We start from the raw sequence: 20,713 nt of genomic DNA, 5'->3' as shown, positions 1-20,713 counted from the left end.
TCCACATTTTTCATTTCATATTCATTCTAAAATATTAGAACGTAAAATTCAATATTTTTAGAATTATCCTAACGACTTTACAAGAACCATAAAAAAGCACACAAACCTAAAATGGTCTGTGTGCTGAATACATCTCTTATGATTTGACTTTATCTTTTTTAATTTGCTTACTTCTCAACTGACCGCAGGCCGCATCAATGTCTGTACCTTGTTCTACACGTACACCACAGTTGATTCCATGCTCAAGCAATGTACCGTAGAATTCGACGATCGCCTCTTTCGTGCTTCGTTGATACTGGTTGTGTTCATCAACAGGATTATACGGGATCAGGTTCACATATGAAAGATGACGCTTGTTCTTCAGCAATTTGGCAAGCTGCAGGGCCTCTTCCTTATGATCGTTGACGTCACGGAGTAGGATATACTCAAAAGTGATGCGTCGATTTGTTTTTTCCAAATAATAATCAATTGCCGGCATCAATTTCTCCAGCGGATATGCCCGGTTGATTTTCATGATCTTCGTACGCAGCTCATTATTCGGTGCATGCAAGGAAACAGCCAGGTTGATTTGAATTTTTTCATCTGCGAATTGATAGATCTTATCGGCAAGACCGCTCGTTGATACGGTAATGTGACGCGCTCCGATGGAAAGACCTTTCTGATCATTCACGACATGGAAGAAGTCCATCATGTTTTCATAATTATCAAATGGCTCACCAATTCCCATCACAACGATGTGACTCACACGTTCGCCGTTACCTGCTTCATCCAAGTGGTGCTGCACGTTCATGATCTGCTCAACAATCTCGCCGCTTGAGAGGTCACGGTTTTTCTTCAGGAGACCACTTGCACAGAATGTACAGCCGATGTTACATCCGACCTGGGTGGTGACACATACACTCAAGCCGTAATTGAAACGCATCAATACCGTCTCAATCAAATTGCCGTCTTCCAGCTTGAACAGGAATTTAATCGTGCCATCCTTGGATTCCTGCTTGATCTCCTGCTTAAGCGTATGAAGATGGAAGTGCTCTTCAAGCAGCTGTACGCAATCCCCATTCAGATTCTTCATATCTGAAAAGCTTGTCACTCTCTTTTTATATAACCAATCCCATACTTGTGCTGCACGGAACTTCTTTTGTCCGTTCTCTACAAGCCATGTGGTCAATTGATCTAATGTTAATCCGTATATGGATTTCTTTTCCATTTAAAACCCTCATTTCAAAACTCTACAATTTTCTACTTATCTATACTACTTAAAGTATGGTAATGTTTCAAGGGATTTATAAGTGTTGTGAAGAATTGGAATTCCGTAATACAGTATGATTTGTATTTCAAAGGCTGAATTTTGAACAGGTTTGCGCTGAAACTTATAGGGGCAGTCGATGTTAACGGGGCGGTGTAAAGCTCTTACGGTATCTCTTGCAGAAGGGTTTTGCCCAATATAGCGGAAATCAATTGGTTCTCTCCATACCGACAATCAAGTGAATAAGTAATCCAAGGATGGAAAGAAAAACACATTCCTTTCTGAAAAGTTATAAAAAACAGGCATGTTCCATTTTTCACATGGTATAATTTTCTAAATCAAAGTAAGGAGTGGAGCATCTTGTTTTCTTTCACAGTGGATGAAGAAATTTCAATTGAGTTATTCCAACAGCAGCATAAAAAAGAATTATATGAATTGATCGATTCAAACCGCAGTCATCTCAGGCAGTGGCTGCTTTGGGTGGATAAACGGCAATGTCCAGAGGACCTGGAACCGGTGATCCCCATATGGATACAGAAATACGCAGACAACAACGGTTTTGATGCCGGCATCCGCTATCAGGGGGAATTGGTCGGTATGGTCGGCCTTCACTACATTGACTGGAAAACTCGGAGCACGAGTATCGGATACCTCCTCGCCCAGTCTGCAGAAGGGAAAGGGATCATTACAAGAGCGATTTCTGCACTATTACCGTACCTTTTTATTGAAATGAACCTTAACCGGATAGACATTCAGTGTGCAGTCAGCAACAAGAAAAGCATCGGAGTTCCGGAAAGATTGGGTTTTATACAAGAGGGCATCACGAGGGACGGCCAATGGCTGTATGACCATTATGAGGATATTGTCACATACAGCTTACTGAAAAGGGATTGGATGAAAGTATAATTGAAACAACCGGCATCATATTTGAAGCCGGTTGTACTTTGTTTCAGAGAGTGGCAGTAAATTTGCCTCACTGATCAACTCACCTATCCTGTTCATTACCTTTTCAAGCGATTCCCATTCAACGGTCTCATCATTGGTGTGAAGCAGGCCGATCACCATGACTTCCCCCTCTTCGGTTTTCACATAACCGACGTCATTGCACACCCCGGCCAGACCACCTGTCATATGATTCCAATGACCATTGAAGCGAAAGCCATCGGGATCCGTCTGCAGTTTCATTCCTTCTATTATGGCAGTCATCTTTTCCTGGTCAGGACCAAAAAACAGAAGGTTCATCACTTTAAAAAGGCCTGCAGGGGTTCCACAATTATGAATCGTGTCATCATTTTCAGAAGTAACCCTGCAATCGATCTCGAGCCCCTTTAATCGCTCGTTAAGCGTGTTCTCTGGGAGCTTTTCACATAACTTTCCGTATGCTGACCCGCTATGTTCACTGACAGCAGAGAAAAGCTCATCCTCTTCAACTGTATGATGGGCCGCCACAAAGATGGATGTGATCCATTTTGTGATGCTTGCCAAGGGGAACCATTCATGTTCATTGATTCCGATTGATTGTTTGGAATGAGTGTCGTATAAATAAAAACCCAGTCTCATATTCCCCGGGATTACTGCGAGGATCTCCTCCCTTAACCGCTCCTTACGTATCAAATAACAGCCCCTCCAAAGCACGCACATATCTTTCTGCCGATTTCTGCACCTTTTCATGGGCATGCTCCTCCACGACCTTGTGAAAAGCATTGTAAATCCGGTCGAAGGACAACCCCTCCACTTTCGATGCTATTTCTTTCACCTTCGCAGCCGGAAGAGGGATCAGGTTCGGGTAGCTGTACATGAAGCTCACCCAATTACGGTCAGCGACAACCTGAATGATATCCCCTGTAAGCAATACCCCCTGTTCTTCAAAGCCCGCTTTCCATTCCAGTACCGCTCCACCCTTGAAGTGACCACCTAACCTATGGATGGTCACACCTTCATGAAGTTCGAGGGACTCCCCGCTCCAATAGTGGATGAAGTCACTTTCTCTCATCACCCATTCTCTGTCGTCTTCGTGAATGTAAAGTGGAACCTGGAACGTTTCCGCCCATTCCACCTGCGTGGAATAGTAGTGAGGGTGGGACAGGGCAATTGCATCAAGTCCCCCCAGCTTATGTATTTCCTGAAACGTTTTCTCATCAAGATAAGAGATGCAATCCCAAAGAAGATTGAAACCGTTCTCCTGAATAACGTATGCGGTCTGGCCAATCGCGAACTGCGGCTGAGTTTTCACACTGTATAAGCCCGCTTCTTCAAGTGTAATCGAATTTTGGAATGAGCCCCGTTTCATTTCCTCGAGAGTCGTCCAGGACTGTCCGGCGGGGTTGACATATTGTCGCTCTTCCTCACAAATGATGCAAATTTCCGGTTCCTCTTCAGAAGCTTGATACTGTACCCCGCATGTTTCACATATATATCGTTTCATGTAGATTACCTCCTGTTTCAATGAATGTATAACATTACACCAATTCGATAAGAATCTATGAATATTGAATTCTGCCAATATTCGTCCGGCTTCTCATCAATCAAGATATCCTTCCGTACACACACGTATCCGTTAGTCTTTCATTGTCGACTGAAAGATCTTCATTCCGGAGGATCCCTTCCAATTCATAGCCAAGCTTTTCCGGGATTGCCCTGCTTTTCATGTTGGTGGATTCACATCGGATTTCGACCCTTTTCCCTTTCAGCTCGCTTAAAGCGAATTCAGTCAACTTCCCTACTGCTTCCACCATGTATCCGTGTCCTCCCATACGGGTGTCGATCCAATAGCCAACTTCGAATTTAGGGACGTTCCAGTCAATATTATGAAAACCGGTCGAACCGATAAATTCATTTGTCCCTTTTTTGAAAATAAGATACCTCAAGCTCGCCCTTGTGAGAAAGTTTGCATGTGCTTCCACTGTGTTCGTTTCAGTATCTTCGACTGAAGGCTCTTCCTGCACAAAGCCCAGCCAAGGCCTTAATTCATTTATGGAAGCCTTAATTGCACCATTCACAACAGTGCCATCCCCAGGCTTTGGCATCCTTAATACTAGTCTTTCTGTTTCAATGATTTCTGGAATATCGAGTAATACTGGGTTCATCATGACCACTCCTTTTCAATATAAAAAAACCCCGCCCCCAAGAATAAAATCTTGAGGGCGAGAGTTCAGATCGCGGTACCACCTCAGTTTATTGATATGTCACCATATCAACCTTGTCGGATATTAGTATATCCTGTCTCTATAACGGGAGAACCCGATGCATTTACAAACAAATTGCTTCATGCATGACTCAAAGGATTTTATCAACGGGATCATGAAGTCTCTTTTTCAGCAGTTAAGAGCTCTCTGTACATCATTTCTATCTCGATGAATGTCTTTTCACTGTCAAAATGGAAATATTTTAAATTATTGAAATTATATAGGAATAACTTCCTTTTTGTCAATATATCCCACCGTTTTTTAAATAAAATTCACTTTTACATTCAATTCTACACCTGGGTTTGATTGATCTTCCTCGATCTGATGATCATAAAGGATGGCCTTCTGTACTCATTTGCCAAGTTGGGTAGATGCTCCAGTCCTTCTTGATCAGGAAGCGGTTCGACTATTTTCTCTATCATGAAACCTGCAGCGGTCAACCCGTTGATGAGGGTAGAGATCGTCCTGTGGTACTTTATCACACCATCAACAAACCAATGCTGCTCCCTCCTGCCTTCCTTATGGTAATCATCCAAAGCCCAGTGAAGCCGTTCCCCGTTTTCATCCTTGGCCCAATTGTTCATTTCCTGTCGTGCTGTTACAACCGGGTGTTCGATGGAAAAGATCAGCTTTCCGTCTTCTTTTAGCCAGTCTGCCAATCCCTTCATGAGCGTTTCATAATCTGCTATATAATGAATCGCCAGGGAGCTGACAATCACGTCGTAAGCATTGTCCCTCCCTTCGAATTCTTCAATGGGTGTGCATATGTAATTTATCTTCGTGTGAGGGTTTCTCTCCTCAGCTCTTTGAATCATTTTGCTTGAGATGTCGACAGAATCAACGGAAGTGCACCCTTTCTCCACACAATAAGAAGAGAGAACGCCCGTGCCGCAGCCCAAATCTAACACTCTCTTCCCTTTCAGATCGGGTATTTCCGCTTTCATGGCCGGCTGCTCAAGAAAATCATTATATGTGATTCCGCTGTCCCTTAATTCCAGATATCCTTTAAAAAATGTCGGATGATCATATATATTCTGTTTCATTTGCCACCTGCTTTCTTAAAATATATCCTCCAGCCACTGTCCTGGCTGGAGCCTGATTTTCTCTCTTCCAGTGAACACAAACCCATCCATCGTGCCGAGGACCACCGCTTTTCCATCCTGCATTTTCAATCCTGTTCTCTCCGTTAAAGCAATGACTGGTGTTCCCGTTGTATCCATAACCCCCGGACGAGCGGATCGTCCTTCTCTTCGTAATGACACCATATGGAATAGTCCTCCATCAATGACAAGCCATTGAACGAATTCAAGCCAACGGCATTCTCGTCCATATGTGCGCAGGTCAAAATGGATGCCCCCATGATAATGGCACCGGCACTGCCTCCATAGACGATGCCACCTTCAGCCAGGAACTTATCCAGCAACGTATGAAAACCTGTCTCCGAGAAATTCTTCAAAAGGCTGTATGTGTTTCCACCGCCAATGTATACGGCAGAAAAGCCACGCAACTCTTCAATTGTCCTTTGAGATAAATCGACCCACATCGAAATTTCCCGCAATCCAAGCGGAAACAGCGTCCTCTTAATCCATTCATAGCAGGAGTCATAAGAAATATGGGATTCGTCCATGGCAACCGGTATATAAAGGACCGGTTTTGACCTATCCACTTCTGCAGCGAATGCTGCATCAATTTCCCTCGTCTGTTCACGGTCTCCTCCTCCTGACAGAAATAACGTACCCATCAATCCGACCCCTCCCTTCACTTCTTCATGTTAGCATATTTTACCATAAAAGAAGCAATCTTTTTCCCTTGTCCATTTCTGCCCGTTATGATGAAATATTTCCTTCATTCGCTCCTAAACACCTGACTCTCTATCGGTATAAAGTCCCGGATTTTCTCAATACCACATCGCTGAATCCTATGATAATCTTTATTTGACAGAATTATTAGAAAAAAAGAGGAGGAAATGCATTGAAAAAGAAAAAATTGATTACTGTGGGACTTTCAGTCGGATTATTATCAGGGATGATCACGACAGGAAGTTTGGCCGCACCAAGCGATTCACTTCACTTTCAAATGAACAAAAAATCAGGAACGCCGGAATTTGTGTCAGGGTCACTGTCCTCTCCTTCGGGTAAAAAGGCAGATGCAATCGTCCTTTCCTTCTTGGAAAAAAACAAAGCGAAGTTTAAGCTTTCTGACAGAAAGTCGGACGAACAGTTCAAGCTTCTTTCATCTGAAAAAGATGAACTCGGGAACACAGTCGTCCGTATCCAGCAGACGTATAAAGGTGTGCCTGTCTGGGGCTCGACACAATCAGCTGTCGTACAAAGCAACGGCGTCCTTCAAACCCTTTCCGGTTCAGTGATTGCCGATCTTGATCAAAAGATGAAGGGGGCCAAAAAGAAGCTGAATGGCAAAAAAGCCCTGACAATCGCCAAAGGGGATCTTGAATTGGATCCGACATTTGAATCAGAAGCGAAGCCGGAGCTTGTCGTTTATACAGATGGGGATTCTGCGACGTACGCCTACTTTGTAAACTTGCATTACCTTGAGCCGTCTCCAGGTAATTGGAATTATTTCATCGATGCAAAAACAGGGGAAATCCTGAACAAGTATAATGATATGCACGAGGTGACCGGAACCAATTCAGTCGGAACAGGTAAAGGGGTATTGGGGGCTTCAAAATCATTGAACACCACCCTTTCAAGCGGTAAATACTATTTACAGGACAATACAAGGGGGAAGGGTGTTTATACATATAATATGAACAACCGGACGTTTTTCCCGCAATTCTTCTTGCCTGGCACACTTTGGTCTGACAGTGATAATGTGCTGAATGATGCGTATGATGCGCCTGCTGTCGACGCTCATTATTTTGCCGGCGTCACGTACGATTATTATAAAAATAAATTTAACCGGAATTCATATGATAACCAGGGAGCCAAGCTGGTATCATCGGTCCACTATAGCAGCAACTACAATAATGCATTCTGGGACGGTTCTCAGATGGTTTATGGAGATGGTGACGGAACGACTTTCGCCCCGCTGTCTGGAGGAATTGATGTTGTGGCCCATGAGTTGACGCATGCGGTGACAGATTTCACTTCCGATCTTGTTTACCAAAACGAATCTGGTGCGCTGAACGAAGCGATTTCGGATATTTTCGGAACATTGGTTGAATATGAGAACGGATTCAATCCTGATTTTGAAATTGGTGAAGACATTTATACTCCAGGAACATCCGGAGACGCCCTTCGCTCAATGAGTGATCCGACCAAATATGGAGACCCTGATCATTATTCCAAACGTTATACAGGGACAAGTGATAATGGTGGCGTTCATACCAATTCCGGGATCATTAACAAGCAGGCGTATTTATTAAGTGAAGGCGGTACCCATTACGGTGTGAATGTACCTGGAATCGGCCGTGAAAAGCTCGGTAAGATTTACTACCGCATGAATACGGTATACCTGACTGCTTCTTCTACATTCAGCCAGGCACGGGCTGCTGCTGTGCAGGCTGCAACCGACTTATACGGAAGTTCCTCGGCAGAAGTAAATGCTGTGAAACTATCTTTTGACGCAGTCGGCATTAATTAACACACCCTTAAATCCAAAAGCTTAGAAGATTGTTTCATTCAATCCGAACGATTTCACACATGGCGAAATCGTTCGGATTTTCTTATGGTCCTTCAAACCTTAAGCCTTTCCGGTTTTTTGGCAGCGATTGAACAAATGATTCCAAGGACGGGGAAAACAAGGGAAAGCAGCAAAATTTCTTTGTAACCGTGAAAGGTATCAAAAGCAAACCCAAATGGCAGTGGACCGAAAGCAGACCCGAGCACCATCACGGTGGTCGCTGTCCCTTTAATGCTGCCCAGGGACGCCCTGCCGAAGTAACTTGGCCAGACATAATTCAGTGCAATCCTTTCGAAGCCGCCGCTTATCCCCCATAATACACCGAATATGACCGCTTTTAATGGTGTATCTGTTATGATCAGAAACAGAGTGAAGATCACTTCTCCGACAAATATACCCGTCAACACAACATTCACTTTCACCCTGTCCAGTACCCTTCCTGCTATGAGTGTGATCGGAAATCCGATCAGGGCCATCAGGCTGAGTACAAAGGCAGCCGTACCAACCGAGAGATCATTCCATTTAAAAATGGAGATCAAGTGAAACGTGATGCCGGTATTGATCAGCGCCGGTATACTGACACAAAAGAGGATCAGCCAAAACGCCCTCGTGCGCATCGCTTCCTTCAGTGACCAATTGTCTTCGATTAAATCGGAATGACCAGATCTTTCTTCAGACGCAGTATCGATATGCCCATCAGGCAGCACGCCAACATCTTCAGGCTTATTCCTGACGAAGAAGTAAACGATTGGAAGGACCAATATGAGCAGCAACCCACCCCATACCAGCCACGAGTTTCTCCATCCATGGGCTGAGACAAGATACGTATTAACCAAAGGAAATAATGCAGAACTTGCAAAGCCGCCGATTGCCATGAAACTTAATGCCTTTCCCCTCTTCGTAATGAACCACTGGGGAACAAGTGTATTTGGAATAAGTGTCATGGAGCCTTGACCGAGTAAGCGGAGAAGGAAGAAGCCGATAAAAAGCATCACGAGGTTCGTCACGATACTATTAAAGAAGCATGCAAAGGAAAGCAGAAACGACACCGTAACCAACATTGTCCTCTGCCCATATCGATCAATGAGTCGACCGATCATAAACATGCATAACCCTGCCAGCAGGGTCGCGGCAGAGTATATACTGGAAATTTCAGACCTCCCCCAACCAAATTCCTTTATGTACGCGTCGATGAAAACAGAAACCGAATAAGTTTGTCCCGGTCCTGAAAAAAAGACACAAAGGGCAGATACTGCCACGATGGACCATCCATAGTAAGTTTTTGACTGAAATGGGAGATTTGAATGTATTTTTGTCAACCCTCTTCCTCCATTCTGAATATGTACAGAAAAACCCCTGGTCAGATCGACCAAGGGCTTTTACTATATCATTAATGATTGGCAGCTTTATTCAATCCGCCCGGCTTATTATGAACAGCCAGTTTGTCAATCAATTGATTACTTTCTGTGTTCAAGCCGATCAAATTTACTTTTACCCCATTCTGGTGATACTTAATCACGATTTTATCAATCGCGCCTACAGCTGAGTCATCCCAAAGGTGGGCATGAGTCAGATCCAGCGTCACTTCAGAGATATTTTCACTAAAATCAAAGCTTTCTACAAACTCAGTAACAGAAGCGAAGAACAGCTGTCCAGACACTCTGTACACTTTCTTATGGGTTTCTTCTGAAGCCATTGTAGTGATTTTCACCTTTGAAATTTTTGAAGCGAAGAATACTGCGCTTAAGATGATTCCAACAAGGACCCCTTTAGATAGGTCATGTGTCAATAATACGGTACCAACCGTCACAAGCATAACAAGTGTGTCGGTAAATGGTGTTTTGTGAAGGTTCTTCAATGAAGACCAATCAAATGTCCCGATCGAAACCATGAACATGACGCCAACGAGAGCAGCCATCGGAATCTGTACAAGGAAATCATTCAATACAAGGATCAGGATCATCAAGAATACCCCGGCAACAAGAGCTGAGAGTCTGCCTCTTCCTCCCGATTTCACGTTGATGACAGATTGTCCAATCATTGCGCAACCTGCCATTCCTCCGAAGAATCCAGACACGATATTGGCAATCCCCTGTCCTCTTGCTTCTTTATTCTTATTACTGGATGTATCAGTCATATCGTCAACGATGGAAGCAGTCAGCAAGGATTCAACCAATCCGACAATCGCGATCGATAAGGAATACGGGAAAATGATTTGTAATGTTTCAAACGTAAACGGAATATCCGGAATCAAGAAAATCGGCAGGGTTTGCGTTAGTTCACCCATATCCCCGACTGTACGCACACCGCTTCCTGTCAGAACTGCGAACACAGTCACCGCAATGATCGCAACCAGAGCAGACGGCACAGCTTTTGTGAAACGTGGCAGGATATAGATGATTGCAAGCGCACCTGCTACCATCGCATACATGATCCATGTCTCATCGACAAAGTGAGGCAATTGAGCCGTAAAGATCAGGATGGCCAATGCGTTCACGAATCCTACCATGACAGAGCGTGGCACAAATTTCATTAAACGTCCTAATTTAAGGACACCCATGATAATTTGAAGCACCCCTGTTAAAATCGTTGCAGCTAACAGATATTGCAACCCGTGATCTGCTACAAGCGTCGTCATCAGCAGGGCAGTTGCCCCGGTCGCTGCGGAAATCATTCCAGGACGACCACCAACAAACGCAATGACCACAGCGATACAGAATGAAGCATACAATCCGATCATAGGGTCAACGCCGGCAATGATGGAAAACGCGATCGCCTCTGGAATCAGAGCCATTGCAACAACGATACCTGAGAGCACATCCCCTCTCACATTACCAAACCATTCATATTTAATTTTTTCACTTAAATTCATAATGCACCTTCTTCCTCTTTCTTTGTGACTTTCAACTCTCATGAAAGTCGGGGCCGTTAAACACAAGGGACATTATATAATGGATGGGACAATTTGTGAACCATCAGAGAAAGCGCCCACACAACTCACTTACTCCATTTTTCATCGTTTTTCTTCTGAATTCACCCCTTAATCAAAAATGTGTAAAAAAGATTAAGTTTCTATGGAGGAAATTATATAATAAGAGAGAACTACATACTTAACGCTTTCATTGGATAGGGGGAAACACGATGTTCAATAATATTCTTCTTGCAACAGATGGGTCCGAACACTCCTTGCGGGCGGGAGAAAAAGCGATTGCTCTCGCAAAATGCCATGAAGGCTCAAGAATGGAAATCATTTATGTGATCGATGGAAAGCATTCTAAAGAAGATGTATTACATCACTGGGGACTAGATGCAGCAGATCAGAGAAAACAAAAGCTGCAGCTGATTGAGCAAAAGGCGAAACATGAAGGAATCCACTTCGAAACAGTTTTTTTACACGGTGAACCGGGACCGACCATTGTCGAATATGCAAATAAACATCAATTTGATGCGGTCGTCATCGGAAGCCGGGGATTAAATACTTTTCAGGAAATGGTGCTCGGCAGCGTCAGCCACAAAGTGGCGAAAAGGGCAAAATGTCCTGTGATGATTGTTAAATAGGAAGAAATCAAAAATCCGAATGGACTCGATCTTCGCAGAAGTTTTCGAATCAACATTCGGATTTTTTCACCTTCAGGATTGTTCTACAGCCTTTTGTAGGATTATTACAAACAGCCAACGATCCTCTTTAACATTTATCTCATCCGCATTCAAAGGTCCTCCACAGTATTCAACTTACCCCGCACATCCTCCCATTTCCTGTTAAAATGAGGTTACTATCTCTACATTGCGAGGAATGCATGATGCCAGATTGGTCTTATCACAATATATTCAAACCTTTATTGTCAAAAGCTCCCCCGGTATTTTCAAGAGAGTTGATCCACAGAGGGATGAATGCAATCGCTTCTCTTCCCGGAGGTCCTGCTCTTATACATTTCCTTGGCCGGGAAGAATGTTCTCCTCATTTGGAGAAAAAAATGAATGGAATCACATATCCCAACCCTGTAGGACTCTGCGGAAAGATCGACCCGCTTCTGTCAGGTACTTCCGCGTTTGCAAATTTGGGGTTTGGCTTCATTGAAATTGGACCGGTCACGCTATCGAAGGAAACCAATCCTGCCACTCCGGTTGTGATTCATCAAGAAGAACAGATCATTTTCCCTTCGCCACTTGAATCGGCCGGTCTTGAGAGGACAGTAAAGAAAATAAAGGGGGTCCATAAGAAGCAGCCTTTCCTTTTCAGGTTAACCGGTACGGAAGAAGAAATATCCACCATGATGGATACACTCAGTCCATATGCTGACGGCTATGTCATTCATTCAGATGATCCCCTTCCTATTTCAAATGGGACTAAGCCCGTTTTCATCATCAATCCAACGATGGATCGGGCAGAAAACATGGATCGGAACGGTATAGAAGGTTTTCTATTTGAGTACAATGACAATCTTACTCTTTTAGAAACACTCTCTGATTTCAGAAAAGCTTTCCTCTCCATGACCATCATCGCATCAGGCGCTATCCACGAACCGGCTCAAGCTCTCTCTTTGTTGGAAAACGGGGCAGATTTTATCCTTCTCTCTGACGGATATGTGTTTTCAGGTCCAGGATTGCCAAAGAGAATCACGGAAGCATTGATGGATGAAATAGATGCACCGAGAAAGGCGCAGAGCGGTTGGCTATCATATTGGTTTTTCGGGTTATTCATTGTGCTTGGCGGATTGCTTGCCCTCATTTTCAGCTTAACTTCGGTGATGCTGTCCTATGATGAATTCTATTTAGGGATGACGAAGGACAGTATCTACTTATTCAATGAACGCATCATCCCATTCATGGCCCACGATCGCATGACGTTGGCGGGAACGATGATATCAGGCGGGATTGTATATTGCCAGCTCGCTTATCACGGTGTGAGGAATGGCCTTCTATGGGCCAAACAGGCGATTGACTTGGCAGCTTTGACAGGATTTTTGGGTATTTTCCTGTTCATCGGATACGGCTATTTCGACTGGCTGCACCTATTATTTTGGCTGCTGTTACTTCCTTTTCACGTGCACGGTTGGATCCGAACGAAAGGAATCTACGGGACCCCATCTTCAGGAAATCGCCGGAACCATAAAGGCTGGGCCCATTCACTCCAGGGTCAGCTTGCTTTTGTACTGCTCGGTTTTTCGTTCCTGACCGGAGGCATTGTCATCTCGTATCTTGGCATCACTTCTGTTTTTGTACCAACAGACCTGCTTTACCTTTGTATGCCGCCTGAGATGCTCTCAGATTTCAACGATAAACTGATTCCAGTCATCGCCCATGACCGGGCAGGGTTTGGAAGTGCGCTCTTCAGCGTCGGGCTGCTCGTATTGACGCTTTCCCTTTGGGGATTCCAGCAAGGAAACCGATGGGTATGGCGGACCCTTCTCATTGGAGGCATACCTGCCTTCTTCGCTGGTATTTATATTCACTTTGCGATTGGCTATACAACTTTCATCCATCTCCTACCTGCCTATTTTGCTCTGAGCTTATATGTGTTCGGATTGATCAGGTCATATCCATATTTTCATCTCACCAAGGATGAATCGCAGCCATACCAAGCATAACGGTATGGCTTTTTGCTTATCCCTTTTCCATATACATCAATAAGATAATCATTGAAATGAGTCCTATTATGATGTATAATTCCGATATTGATTTCCAATATCGGTTTTCGATATCGGCGTATGGAGGTGTGACATTGGAAGATAGAGTTATGCGAAAACTGTTTCTCGGATTCATCCATATCCATATTCTTCATCATGCAAAGGAGCAGCCCATCTACGGGTCCTGGATGTTGGAAGAATTAAAGGAACATGGGTACAGCATCAGTTCCGGGACATTGTACCCGATCCTGCATTCAATGGAAACAGACAATCTACTGATCAAAAACGAGAAAAACGTTGACGGTAAAATCAGAAAATATTATACGACCACCGAAAAAGGCGAAGCCGTATTGATCGAAGCAAGAAAAAAAGCGTACGAACTTTTTAAAGAAATCAAAGACGAATGAAGAAGGTGAAATAATGAAAAGAAATATTAACATCAAAACCCTGATTGAACTTCTCCTCATCTCCTCCAAGCTGGGGTTCTCATCATTCGGGGGACCGGTCGCACATCTCGGATACTTTCACGAAGAATATGTTCGCCGGCGAAAGTGGATGGATGACAAAACGTATGCTGACCTTGTGATTGCCCTCATATTACTCCTTCTCCAGGAAGTGATTGCCCTCGGCTTCTCCAGGAAGTGATGCAGGTTGGATTCACGGATTGAAGATCGTTGCGGTCGCCGTGGTCGCACATGCCATCTTGGGGATGGCACAAAAATTGACGCCTGATTTAAATCGGAAAGCCATTGCCCTGTTCGCTCTTGTCACGATATTAATTTGGCAAACGTCCGTCTCCCAAATCATCGTCATCTTATTATCAGCATTGATAGGCTTTTTTCTATATAAACATGCTGCAGCAGAGGAAGTTGAACAGCTTGATTTCCCGGTTTCCCGTAAATTTGGCTTGATTTCTTTGTCGCTGTTTTTTGGATTACTCATTCTCCTGCCCATTTTGAGAGAAATGACTTCTCTCCACTGGATTGCCCTGTTTGACAGCTTTTATCGTTCCGGGTCCCTGGTTTTTGGTGGTGGACACGTGGTGTTGCCATTGCTTGAACGTGAATTTGTTCCGACAGGCTGGTTATCGGAGGAAGCTTTCTTAGCCGGGTATGGTGCCGCTCAGGCAGTTCCTGGTCCACTCTTTACCTTTGCTGCCTATATTGGGGCGGTCATTGATGGATGGAAGGGCGGATTGATTGCCACGGTCGCAATCTTCCTGCCTGCATTCCTGCTTATTTTCGGAAGTCTTCCCTTCTGGAATTCCATGCGGAAAAATCCAAAGATTAAAGCTGCATTGATGGGTGTGAATGCAGCAGTCGTCGGAATCCTGATATCGGCATTTTATCAGCCGATTTGGACATCTTCCATCCAAACGGCCATTGATTTTGCTTTTGCCGCTGTATTGTTCAGCATGCTGGTGTTTTGGAAACTCCCACCCTGGATCGTTGTACTGACAGGTGCAGTCGGCGGTCTTCTGTTAGGGTACTTATAACAACTCAATATAGACGTATATCCCTCCAAACGTTGTGTAAAACTATTCCTAAACACAACGTTTGGAGTTTTTATGATGCATGTCAAATTGATTCTTTTCATTGCCTTTCTGCTGCCTTGGTTCAGTTTATTTTTCGCTTCATCAAAAACGATTAAAAGGTTCATGCCGGTCACCATCTTGACCTGTTTACTCATGACGGTCATTTTTCAGATTGCTTATACATATAAATGGTGGATCATACATGAGTATATTGTTCCTTGGGGCTATATGATCGATGTAAGCTTTGCCTATGGTATATTCGCTGTCGGGACGTTTTGGATATTCCGATTCACTTCCCACAAGTTCCTTGTTTATACGGTTGTCAATTTCATTATGGATGTCTTTATGAGTTTTGCAGCTCTTCCATTATTGTCGTTGCTCGGTATTGCTGAATACCACTCGATTTCACCTTGGCAGTACCTTCTGGTGATCTACGGGCTATCGTTTGTCATATACGGTTACCACAAATGGCAGGAAACGATCTTTATCATACGGGAATAAAAAAGAGGATCTGGCATTTACCAGATCCTCCTTTTTAGGTGCTTTATCTTTTAATGAATCGGTATGCAAGATAAGCAATGTATAACGGTGTCGCAATATAGATTAAATAAGGGAATTCTTCATATGTCCCTTTGTAGATGACGTATAACAATGCTCCGATAAAGACCGTCACGATCGTGCCATATTTCGGAAGCGGTACTTCTTTCAAACTTGGTATTCTGATCCTGCTTACCATAAGGAAGCACATCCCGGTGAAGATGACTGTCGTCACGATATTCGGGATCCACTCGCCGAAAAGAGTGAGAATCGCCAGTATCCCCCCGGCGGCCGTGATCGGTACCCCGACAAAATAATGGAGAGACGCTTTCGGGGGACTTGTATTAAAGCGGGCAAGCCTGTATGCACCGAACAATGGAAATAATCCTGCAACGATGAATCCAATTAATCCGAATTGAAAGAAATATGTATAATACACAAGAAAAGATGGTGCAACACCGAATGTGACGATGTCTGCCAGTGAATCCAGCTCTTTCCCAAGGGTGCTGTCTGCATTTAGCATCCTTGCAAGCCTTCCGTCCATACTATCCAGCATCATGCCGATGATGATGAGGACGGCTGCGTTCTTAAATTGTCCATTTGCGGCGAATCCAATCGATAAGAATCCGCAATATAAATTCCCCAAGGTCACCATATTGGGTATCTTTTTCGTAAATTTCATTTTTCATCCTCGCTCTGTCAAAAAATTCTCTTTCTACTAGAATACCATGGAATTCATGCCCGTATTGACGTTCGGACAAAAAAATTCATAAAACATCACCAAAAATCGGCCAATCCCATTTACAATCCAGCCGAATAGCCATACTATATATTAGGACAGATGACAGACTTTATGCAAAATATCGACATAAATGGTGATGATACGATGATAAGAAAAAAATTACGCCAATTCAAATGCCTCACCCTTAAGCTATTGCGTCTCAAAGATAATGCACACAGCATAGCGCTCGGGTTTACTGTGGGTTTACTAATAAACTTCGTCCCTTCATTCGGGATCGGTCCGGTCATTTCTACCGCCTGTGCCAGGATCTTCAAAGGAAACTCCTTTGCAGGATTGATCGGCGGCGTTTCTTTGATATGGGCATTTCCTTTTTTCTTCTATTTGAATCTAGTTGTCGGCCATCTCATTTACCCAATTGACAGCATCAACCCGACAATGCATACCGTGCATTCTACCGGTGACGTGATGGGAATGGGATTACACTTGGGAAAAGTTTTTGTGACAGGTATGCTGATCAATATTTTCATCTTTGGATTCCTCATCTATACCATCATGAATTCAGTTTTCAGACGCTACCGGGGTAACATGCTAACCTTCGTACACAGAAAATGGAATTTTTAACAATATCTCTTTTTCCCCTGTCATCGTGCATCACTTTTTAAGTCAAACCCTGTCCCCGGTTTCATTCCCCCACCGCCTGGGCTTCCGCCGAGACGACGGCTTGCCACCATCGCCCATTCCCCTTTTTTCAATTACTTGAAACCCTCACAACCTTTATTTCGTATATCATGTATATCGTTTCAATATATATGGTACACATTATACTTTTCCAGCTTGGATTTTGTTATAATTTAACTATGATATCTGAATCTGAACTGGAGATTAGGAGGGTTACTATGACTGGAACCATTGCTGTGATCATGATTTTTTCCATTCCCATTCTCGGGATCATCACCGACCATTTTCAAAAGCAGTCCAAGCTTAAACAAAAGATGATTGTGGATGAGTTGGAGCTTGAAAAGCTTAAGCACGAAAATTTCGTTATTGAAACGCAAAAAATGCGTCTTGAATTGGAGCGGATGAAACTCCAGGACCCTAAAGAAAAAACAGAAAATCTCTAGATGAAGCGCCTGAATTGGCGTTTTTTGTTTGACTGCTTTTTTTAGGGCGGGGCATAAAGCCATTCATCACTTGGTTCCTATTACCTTTTCATTCCAAATACTCATTTTCAAGGGAATGTTTCAAGTAGCGGGCCATCCCGGTTTTTACATGTTTCATTCCATGTTTCCTGTAGAAGCCTTCATTTCCGGTTGTAGCGATCAACATAATACAGGAAATCTCCCTTAGTTGTGAAAGGATGTCCTCCAGGATCAAACTGCCGATCCCGTTTCCTTGAAAGTCTGCGTGGACAACGACATCGTAAATGCTAGCATTGAAAACTCCGTCTGTCAGTGCCCGTCCCACTCCTGTGATCAAACCATTCTTCTTTGCAATACACACGATATCACTTCTGCCATAGATTTTTTCGATCATTTCCGGGGTATGCTTCTCCCATCCGACTGACATGTACACCTCCTTTATCCCTTCAATCAGATCAGGGGTAAATTCGTTTTGGATGGTGATGTTCATGTTGATGCCCTCCCTTCCCCACGGTGAGGATCATTTTAATGAATTCATAATTGCCTCCGTTTGTTTGCTGACTGAAATGATGTTGGGGTTCAAAGCCCAATTTGGTATAAACCTTTATTGCACGCTTATTGAACGCCGCCACAGACAAGGTGAAATATGCCACGTCATACAGTGTCCCGGCGAAATCCATGCCTGCCTTCGCAAACGCCATCCCCCCTCCATTTCCAGTGAGTGACGGCTTCATACCCAAACCGATATCAACCGTCCCTTTTGGGGATTCATGATAAGTGAAGAAACCCATCATTTCCCCTTCATGATGCACAGAATAGGTAGTATGCCCGCGGAGCTTGTCGTCGAGGAATTCAGACAAATCTTCTTCATCTGCCGTCATATCATAAAAGGCATATTCTCCATCATACTTCCATTGATATGCGATTTCCTCCGCCTGCTCCTGGCTCATGATTGTAAACTGATAGCTCATTTGTTTCTCCTCTCATCAGAATATTCTGTATTATTCTTCTGTTAGTGTATAGAAAATAATAACCCCGTTCAAGAATGATTGTAAATTTTTTCAATTGAATTTCACAATGGAGCATATCTTTCCATATCGCCAACGCTATTTCGCACATTCCTCATGCAGCTTGTTTATGATTTCTCCCACTTTGAACATGCCGAGATCTCCATCTTTTCTTTTACGGAGAGAAACAGACCCCTCCTCCACTTCTTTCTGACCAATGATGAACATATAGGGTACCTTTTGCATCTCAGCCTCCCTGATTTTCAAACCAACCTTTTCAACCCGGTTGTCTAACTCCACCCGGAACCCTTCTTTCTCAAATTGGAACTTCAGCTCTTCTGCATATGACATATGCCCTTCGGAAATTGGCAGGATCTTGATCTGATGGGGGGCTAGCCACAGAGGAAAATCTCCGCCGTAATGTTCAATGATGATCGCCATGAATCTCTCGAGAGATCCGTAAATCGCCCGATGAATCATGATCGGCCTGTGTACCTGGCTGTCTTCCCCGATATACTCACATCCGAATTTCTCAGGCATTTGAAAATCGAGTTGCACTGTTCCGCATTGCCAGCTCCTGCCAAGACAATCGAGAATATGAAAATCGATTTTAGGTCCATAAAAAGCACCATCACCTTCATTGAGCTGATATTTGATCCCTCTCTCCTTCAATACTGTTTCCAGATCTTCCTCGGCCTGATTCCATAATGGGAGAGATCCCATGTAATCTTCTGGACGTGTTGACAGTTCCACTTTATAGTCGAATCCGAATCGACTATAAAACAAATCGATTAAATCCAGCACATGATGCAATTCAGCACGGATTTGATCTTCCCTTACAAACAGATGGGCATCATCTTGAGTGAAAGAACGGACCCTTAATAATCCACTCAACGACCCTGACAGTTCATGGCGGTGCACCAAGCCCAGCTCACCGTAGCGGATGGGCAATTCCCGGTAACTGCGCTTTTTATGCTTGTATATCAATACGGCCCCTGGACAGCTCATGGGCTTGATTGCGTATTGCTGATTATCCACTTCTGAGAAGTACATATTTTCATGATAATGATCCCAGTGACCAGACTGTTCCCATAAATGTTGTTTCATCATCACCGGTGTTCTGACTTCCTGGTATCCTGCCTTCCGATGCTCTCTCTTCCAGAAATCTTCAAGCTCATTTCTCAATTGCATCCCTTTCGGCAAAAAGAAAGGCATTCCCGGGGCTTCCTCCATTGATACAAATAACTCAAGCTCTTGACCGATCTTCCGATGATTTCTCTTTTCTACCTCTGATTGAATCGACATGTTCATTCCTCCCAGTATGTTATATAAAAAAACCGCATTCATCCCTATGCAAGGGACGAATGCGGTCGTGGTACCACCCTAATTCCGAGGTTCTCCATCCGGAGTGCCTCGCTCTTCTAAGATAACGGTCTTCCCGTTCGTGGATACTCCCATGTTCCCCACGAATGTTCCCAGGCGGTAAATCACCTTGTTTTCTTCAGGGCTTTCAGCCGGTGACCCTGTTCTCTGGAAAGAAAAGTGAAGATGATTCATGTCCTTTTCATCGCGTATTATATCAATAAAAAACCGCACCCGTCCCTAACCAAGGGACGAGTGCGGTCGTGGTTCCACCCAAATTCCGAAGCATACTTATGCTTCGCTTAAGTAAGATAACGGTTATACCGATCATGGATACTGCGCTGTTCTCCATAATAGCTCCGAGGTGGTAATGCATTCTTTTTCTCTTCAGGGCTTTCAGCCGATGACCCTGTTCTCTGACAAAGAGACTCCGGAATGAATCATGTCCTCTTCAATGCTTTGTCATAATATATTCAATATTCTCTCAATATGTTATTGAAATTATATGGCAATATTTTCAATATGTCAATTCTTTCTTTCATTTTCCAATGCATCCAGATCGGAGGGACATCTGCACCTGAATGTTTCAGTAATTTTTTTTAGCTGTTTTCGTAAACATTGTGGCTTTTAGACAAGCGAGATGCGGTTGATTTCCGCTACAGATGCTCGCTTTCCGCGGGGATGGCGGTGAG

The 20,713-nt window shown here is 43.8% G+C and carries 21 protein-coding genes, 1 pseudogene and 1 other annotated feature; of the genes and pseudogenes, 9 read left to right on the top strand and 13 right to left on the bottom strand.

The features are described 5' to 3' along the window. Window positions 1-136: 136 nt before the first annotated feature. Complete coding sequence (gene rlmN, locus KH172YL63_RS08900) at window positions 137-1,207, bottom strand: dual-specificity RNA methyltransferase RlmN (protein WP_173105773.1); 1,071 nt, start codon at window positions 1,205-1,207, stop codon at window positions 137-139. A gap of 399 nt (window positions 1,208-1,606) precedes the next feature. Between rlmN and KH172YL63_RS08895 the strand changes: the two genes are divergently transcribed. Continuing rightward, complete coding sequence (locus KH172YL63_RS08895; protein WP_173105772.1) at window positions 1,607-2,152, top strand: GNAT family N-acetyltransferase; 546 nt, start codon at window positions 1,607-1,609, stop codon at window positions 2,150-2,152. Window positions 2,153-2,167: 15 nt separating this feature from the next. Here the strand turns inward: KH172YL63_RS08895 and KH172YL63_RS08890 are convergent, their stop codons facing one another. The 6 genes from KH172YL63_RS08890 to KH172YL63_RS08865 all read right to left on the bottom strand — a co-directional run bounded on the left by KH172YL63_RS08890 (window position 2,168) and on the right by KH172YL63_RS08865 (window position 6,172). Further along, a complete protein-coding gene (locus KH172YL63_RS08890; protein WP_173105771.1) occupies window positions 2,168-2,860 on the bottom strand; it encodes a serine hydrolase in 693 nt (230 codons plus the stop codon). After that, entirely contained in the window at window positions 2,850-3,671 is an 822-nt protein-coding gene (locus tag KH172YL63_RS08885; protein WP_173105770.1) for an MBL fold metallo-hydrolase, read from the bottom strand. Before KH172YL63_RS08885 ends, KH172YL63_RS08890 begins: the two co-directional genes overlap by 11 nt. A 100-nt stretch (window positions 3,672-3,771) precedes the next feature. Beyond that, the gene (locus tag KH172YL63_RS08880) at window positions 3,772-4,332 is read right to left on the bottom strand and encodes a GNAT family N-acetyltransferase (RefSeq protein ID WP_173105769.1); all 561 of its coding nucleotides are present in this window, start codon (window positions 4,330-4,332) and stop codon (window positions 3,772-3,774) included. Between the two features lie 389 nt (window positions 4,333-4,721). Continuing rightward, window positions 4,722-5,474, bottom strand: coding sequence for a class I SAM-dependent methyltransferase (locus KH172YL63_RS08875; RefSeq protein WP_173105768.1), 753 nt, complete (start codon window positions 5,472-5,474; stop codon window positions 4,722-4,724). A 15-nt stretch (window positions 5,475-5,489) separates the two neighbouring features. Then, window positions 5,490-5,651 carry a hypothetical protein gene (locus tag KH172YL63_RS08870; protein WP_173105767.1) on the bottom strand — a complete coding sequence of 54 codons (162 nt, stop codon included), beginning with the start codon at window positions 5,649-5,651 and terminating at the stop codon, window positions 5,490-5,492. Continuing rightward, window positions 5,618-6,172: a Type 1 glutamine amidotransferase-like domain-containing protein gene (locus tag KH172YL63_RS08865; protein WP_173105766.1), complete on the bottom strand. Its 555-nt coding sequence runs from the start codon at window positions 6,170-6,172 to the stop codon at window positions 5,618-5,620. The genes KH172YL63_RS08870 and KH172YL63_RS08865 overlap by 34 nt, the downstream gene beginning before the upstream one ends. Before the next feature lie 230 nt (window positions 6,173-6,402). Here KH172YL63_RS08865 and KH172YL63_RS08860 point away from each other — a divergent pair, with 230 nt between their 5' ends. Continuing rightward, a complete protein-coding gene (locus KH172YL63_RS08860) occupies window positions 6,403-8,034 on the top strand; it encodes a M4 family metallopeptidase (RefSeq protein ID WP_173105765.1) in 1,632 nt (543 codons plus the stop codon). 92 nt (window positions 8,035-8,126) lie between these two features. Here KH172YL63_RS08860 and KH172YL63_RS08855 read toward each other — a convergent pair whose 3' ends face one another. Together KH172YL63_RS08855 and KH172YL63_RS08850 are read right to left on the bottom strand one after the other, a co-directional pair. After that, a complete protein-coding gene (locus KH172YL63_RS08855; protein WP_442858777.1) occupies window positions 8,127-9,383 on the bottom strand; it encodes an MFS transporter in 1,257 nt (418 codons plus the stop codon). Window positions 9,384-9,463: 80 nt separating this feature from the next. Continuing rightward, the gene (locus KH172YL63_RS08850; RefSeq protein WP_173105763.1) at window positions 9,464-10,945 is read right to left on the bottom strand and encodes a SulP family inorganic anion transporter; all 1,482 of its coding nucleotides are present in this window, start codon (window positions 10,943-10,945) and stop codon (window positions 9,464-9,466) included. A gap of 269 nt (window positions 10,946-11,214) precedes the next feature. On the opposite strand from KH172YL63_RS08850, the gene KH172YL63_RS08845 reads away from it, so the two are divergent. The 5 genes and pseudogenes from KH172YL63_RS08845 to KH172YL63_RS08825 all read left to right on the top strand — a co-directional run bounded on the left by KH172YL63_RS08845 (window position 11,215) and on the right by KH172YL63_RS08825 (window position 15,735). After that, window positions 11,215-11,631 (top strand): universal stress protein, encoded by a 417-nt coding sequence (locus tag KH172YL63_RS08845; RefSeq protein ID WP_173105762.1) that lies wholly within the window; start codon window positions 11,215-11,217, stop codon window positions 11,629-11,631. A 416-nt stretch (window positions 11,632-12,047) separates the two neighbouring features. Beyond that, window positions 12,048-13,661 carry a beta/alpha barrel domain-containing protein gene (locus KH172YL63_RS08840; RefSeq protein ID WP_332066926.1) on the top strand — a complete coding sequence of 538 codons (1,614 nt, stop codon included), beginning with the start codon at window positions 12,048-12,050 and terminating at the stop codon, window positions 13,659-13,661. Between the two features lie 134 nt (window positions 13,662-13,795). Continuing rightward, the gene (locus tag KH172YL63_RS08835; protein WP_173105760.1) at window positions 13,796-14,107 is read left to right on the top strand and encodes a PadR family transcriptional regulator; all 312 of its coding nucleotides are present in this window, start codon (window positions 13,796-13,798) and stop codon (window positions 14,105-14,107) included. Between the two features lie 13 nt (window positions 14,108-14,120). Then, window positions 14,121-15,195, top strand: a pseudogene (chrA, locus tag KH172YL63_RS08830) (chromate efflux transporter). Window positions 15,196-15,270: 75 nt separating this feature from the next. Continuing rightward, on the top strand, window positions 15,271-15,735 hold the full coding sequence (locus tag KH172YL63_RS08825; protein ID WP_173105759.1) for a hypothetical protein: 465 nt from the start codon (window positions 15,271-15,273) through the stop codon (window positions 15,733-15,735). A 43-nt stretch (window positions 15,736-15,778) separates the two neighbouring features. Here the strand turns inward: KH172YL63_RS08825 and pssA are convergent, their stop codons facing one another. Continuing rightward, window positions 15,779-16,453 carry a CDP-diacylglycerol--serine O-phosphatidyltransferase gene (gene pssA, locus KH172YL63_RS08820; protein ID WP_173105758.1) on the bottom strand — a complete coding sequence of 225 codons (675 nt, stop codon included), beginning with the start codon at window positions 16,451-16,453 and terminating at the stop codon, window positions 15,779-15,781. A gap of 204 nt (window positions 16,454-16,657) precedes the next feature. On the opposite strand from pssA, the gene KH172YL63_RS08815 reads away from it, so the two are divergent. Both KH172YL63_RS08815 and KH172YL63_RS08810 read left to right on the top strand, forming a co-directional pair. Continuing rightward, window positions 16,658-17,134, top strand: coding sequence for a DUF2062 domain-containing protein (locus tag KH172YL63_RS08815; RefSeq protein WP_173105757.1), 477 nt, complete (start codon window positions 16,658-16,660; stop codon window positions 17,132-17,134). A gap of 275 nt (window positions 17,135-17,409) precedes the next feature. Continuing rightward, complete coding sequence (locus KH172YL63_RS08810) at window positions 17,410-17,634, top strand: hypothetical protein (RefSeq protein WP_173105756.1); 225 nt, start codon at window positions 17,410-17,412, stop codon at window positions 17,632-17,634. A gap of 88 nt (window positions 17,635-17,722) precedes the next feature. Here the strand turns inward: KH172YL63_RS08810 and KH172YL63_RS08805 are convergent, their stop codons facing one another. The 3 genes from KH172YL63_RS08805 to thrS all read right to left on the bottom strand — a co-directional run bounded on the left by KH172YL63_RS08805 (window position 17,723) and on the right by thrS (window position 19,964). Further along, window positions 17,723-18,142 (bottom strand): GNAT family N-acetyltransferase, encoded by a 420-nt coding sequence (locus tag KH172YL63_RS08805; protein ID WP_173105755.1) that lies wholly within the window; start codon window positions 18,140-18,142, stop codon window positions 17,723-17,725. Continuing rightward, window positions 18,108-18,623, bottom strand: coding sequence for a GNAT family N-acetyltransferase (locus KH172YL63_RS08800; protein ID WP_173105754.1), 516 nt, complete (start codon window positions 18,621-18,623; stop codon window positions 18,108-18,110). Before KH172YL63_RS08800 ends, KH172YL63_RS08805 begins: the two co-directional genes overlap by 35 nt. Window positions 18,624-18,758: 135 nt before the next feature. After that, window positions 18,759-19,964, bottom strand: coding sequence for a threonine--tRNA ligase (thrS, locus tag KH172YL63_RS08795; protein WP_173105753.1), 1,206 nt, complete (start codon window positions 19,962-19,964; stop codon window positions 18,759-18,761). A 301-nt stretch (window positions 19,965-20,265) separates the two neighbouring features. After that, window positions 20,266-20,485: a binding site (T-box leader), on the bottom strand. Window positions 20,486-20,713 lie beyond the last annotated feature (228 nt).

Source organism: Bacillus sp. KH172YL63 (assembly GCF_011398925.1).
Taxonomy (GTDB): Bacteria; Bacillota; Bacilli; order Bacillales; family Bacillaceae_B; genus Rossellomorea.
The sequence above is the reverse complement of the archived record's forward strand: the minus strand, read 5'-3'. Positions and strand labels throughout refer to the sequence as shown.

What these genes read in the sequence shown, in the direction of transcription:
- KH172YL63_RS08875 (WP_173105768.1), bottom strand. Translation starts at nt 5,474, where the DNA reads ATGAAACAGAATATATATGATCATCCGACATTTTTTAAAGGATATCTG.
- pssA (WP_173105758.1), bottom strand. Translation starts at nt 16,453, where the DNA reads ATGAAATTTACGAAAAAGATACCCAATATGGTGACCTTGGGGAATTTA.
- thrS (WP_173105753.1), bottom strand. Translation starts at nt 19,964, where the DNA reads ATGTCGATTCAATCAGAGGTAGAAAAGAGAAATCATCGGAAGATCGGT.
- KH172YL63_RS08810 (WP_173105756.1), top strand. Translation starts at nt 17,410, where the DNA reads ATGACTGGAACCATTGCTGTGATCATGATTTTTTCCATTCCCATTCTC.
- KH172YL63_RS08805 (WP_173105755.1), bottom strand. Translation starts at nt 18,142, where the DNA reads ATGAACATCACCATCCAAAACGAATTTACCCCTGATCTGATTGAAGGG.
- rlmN (WP_173105773.1), bottom strand. Translation starts at nt 1,207, where the DNA reads ATGGAAAAGAAATCCATATACGGATTAACATTAGATCAATTGACCACA.
- KH172YL63_RS08815 (WP_173105757.1), top strand. Translation starts at nt 16,658, where the DNA reads ATGATAAGAAAAAAATTACGCCAATTCAAATGCCTCACCCTTAAGCTA.
- KH172YL63_RS08800 (WP_173105754.1), bottom strand. Translation starts at nt 18,623, where the DNA reads ATGAGCTATCAGTTTACAATCATGAGCCAGGAGCAGGCGGAGGAAATC.
- KH172YL63_RS08880 (WP_173105769.1), bottom strand. Translation starts at nt 4,332, where the DNA reads ATGAACCCAGTATTACTCGATATTCCAGAAATCATTGAAACAGAAAGA.
- KH172YL63_RS08870 (WP_173105767.1), bottom strand. Translation starts at nt 5,651, where the DNA reads ATGGATACAACGGGAACACCAGTCATTGCTTTAACGGAGAGAACAGGA.
- KH172YL63_RS08885 (WP_173105770.1), bottom strand. Translation starts at nt 3,671, where the DNA reads ATGAAACGATATATATGTGAAACATGCGGGGTACAGTATCAAGCTTCT.
- KH172YL63_RS08840 (WP_332066926.1), top strand. Translation starts at nt 12,048, where the DNA reads ATGAATGGAATCACATATCCCAACCCTGTAGGACTCTGCGGAAAGATC.
- KH172YL63_RS08845 (WP_173105762.1), top strand. Translation starts at nt 11,215, where the DNA reads ATGTTCAATAATATTCTTCTTGCAACAGATGGGTCCGAACACTCCTTG.
- KH172YL63_RS08865 (WP_173105766.1), bottom strand. Translation starts at nt 6,172, where the DNA reads ATGGGTACGTTATTTCTGTCAGGAGGAGGAGACCGTGAACAGACGAGG.
- KH172YL63_RS08850 (WP_173105763.1), bottom strand. Translation starts at nt 10,945, where the DNA reads ATGAATTTAAGTGAAAAAATTAAATATGAATGGTTTGGTAATGTGAGA.
- KH172YL63_RS08825 (WP_173105759.1), top strand. Translation starts at nt 15,271, where the DNA reads ATGCATGTCAAATTGATTCTTTTCATTGCCTTTCTGCTGCCTTGGTTC.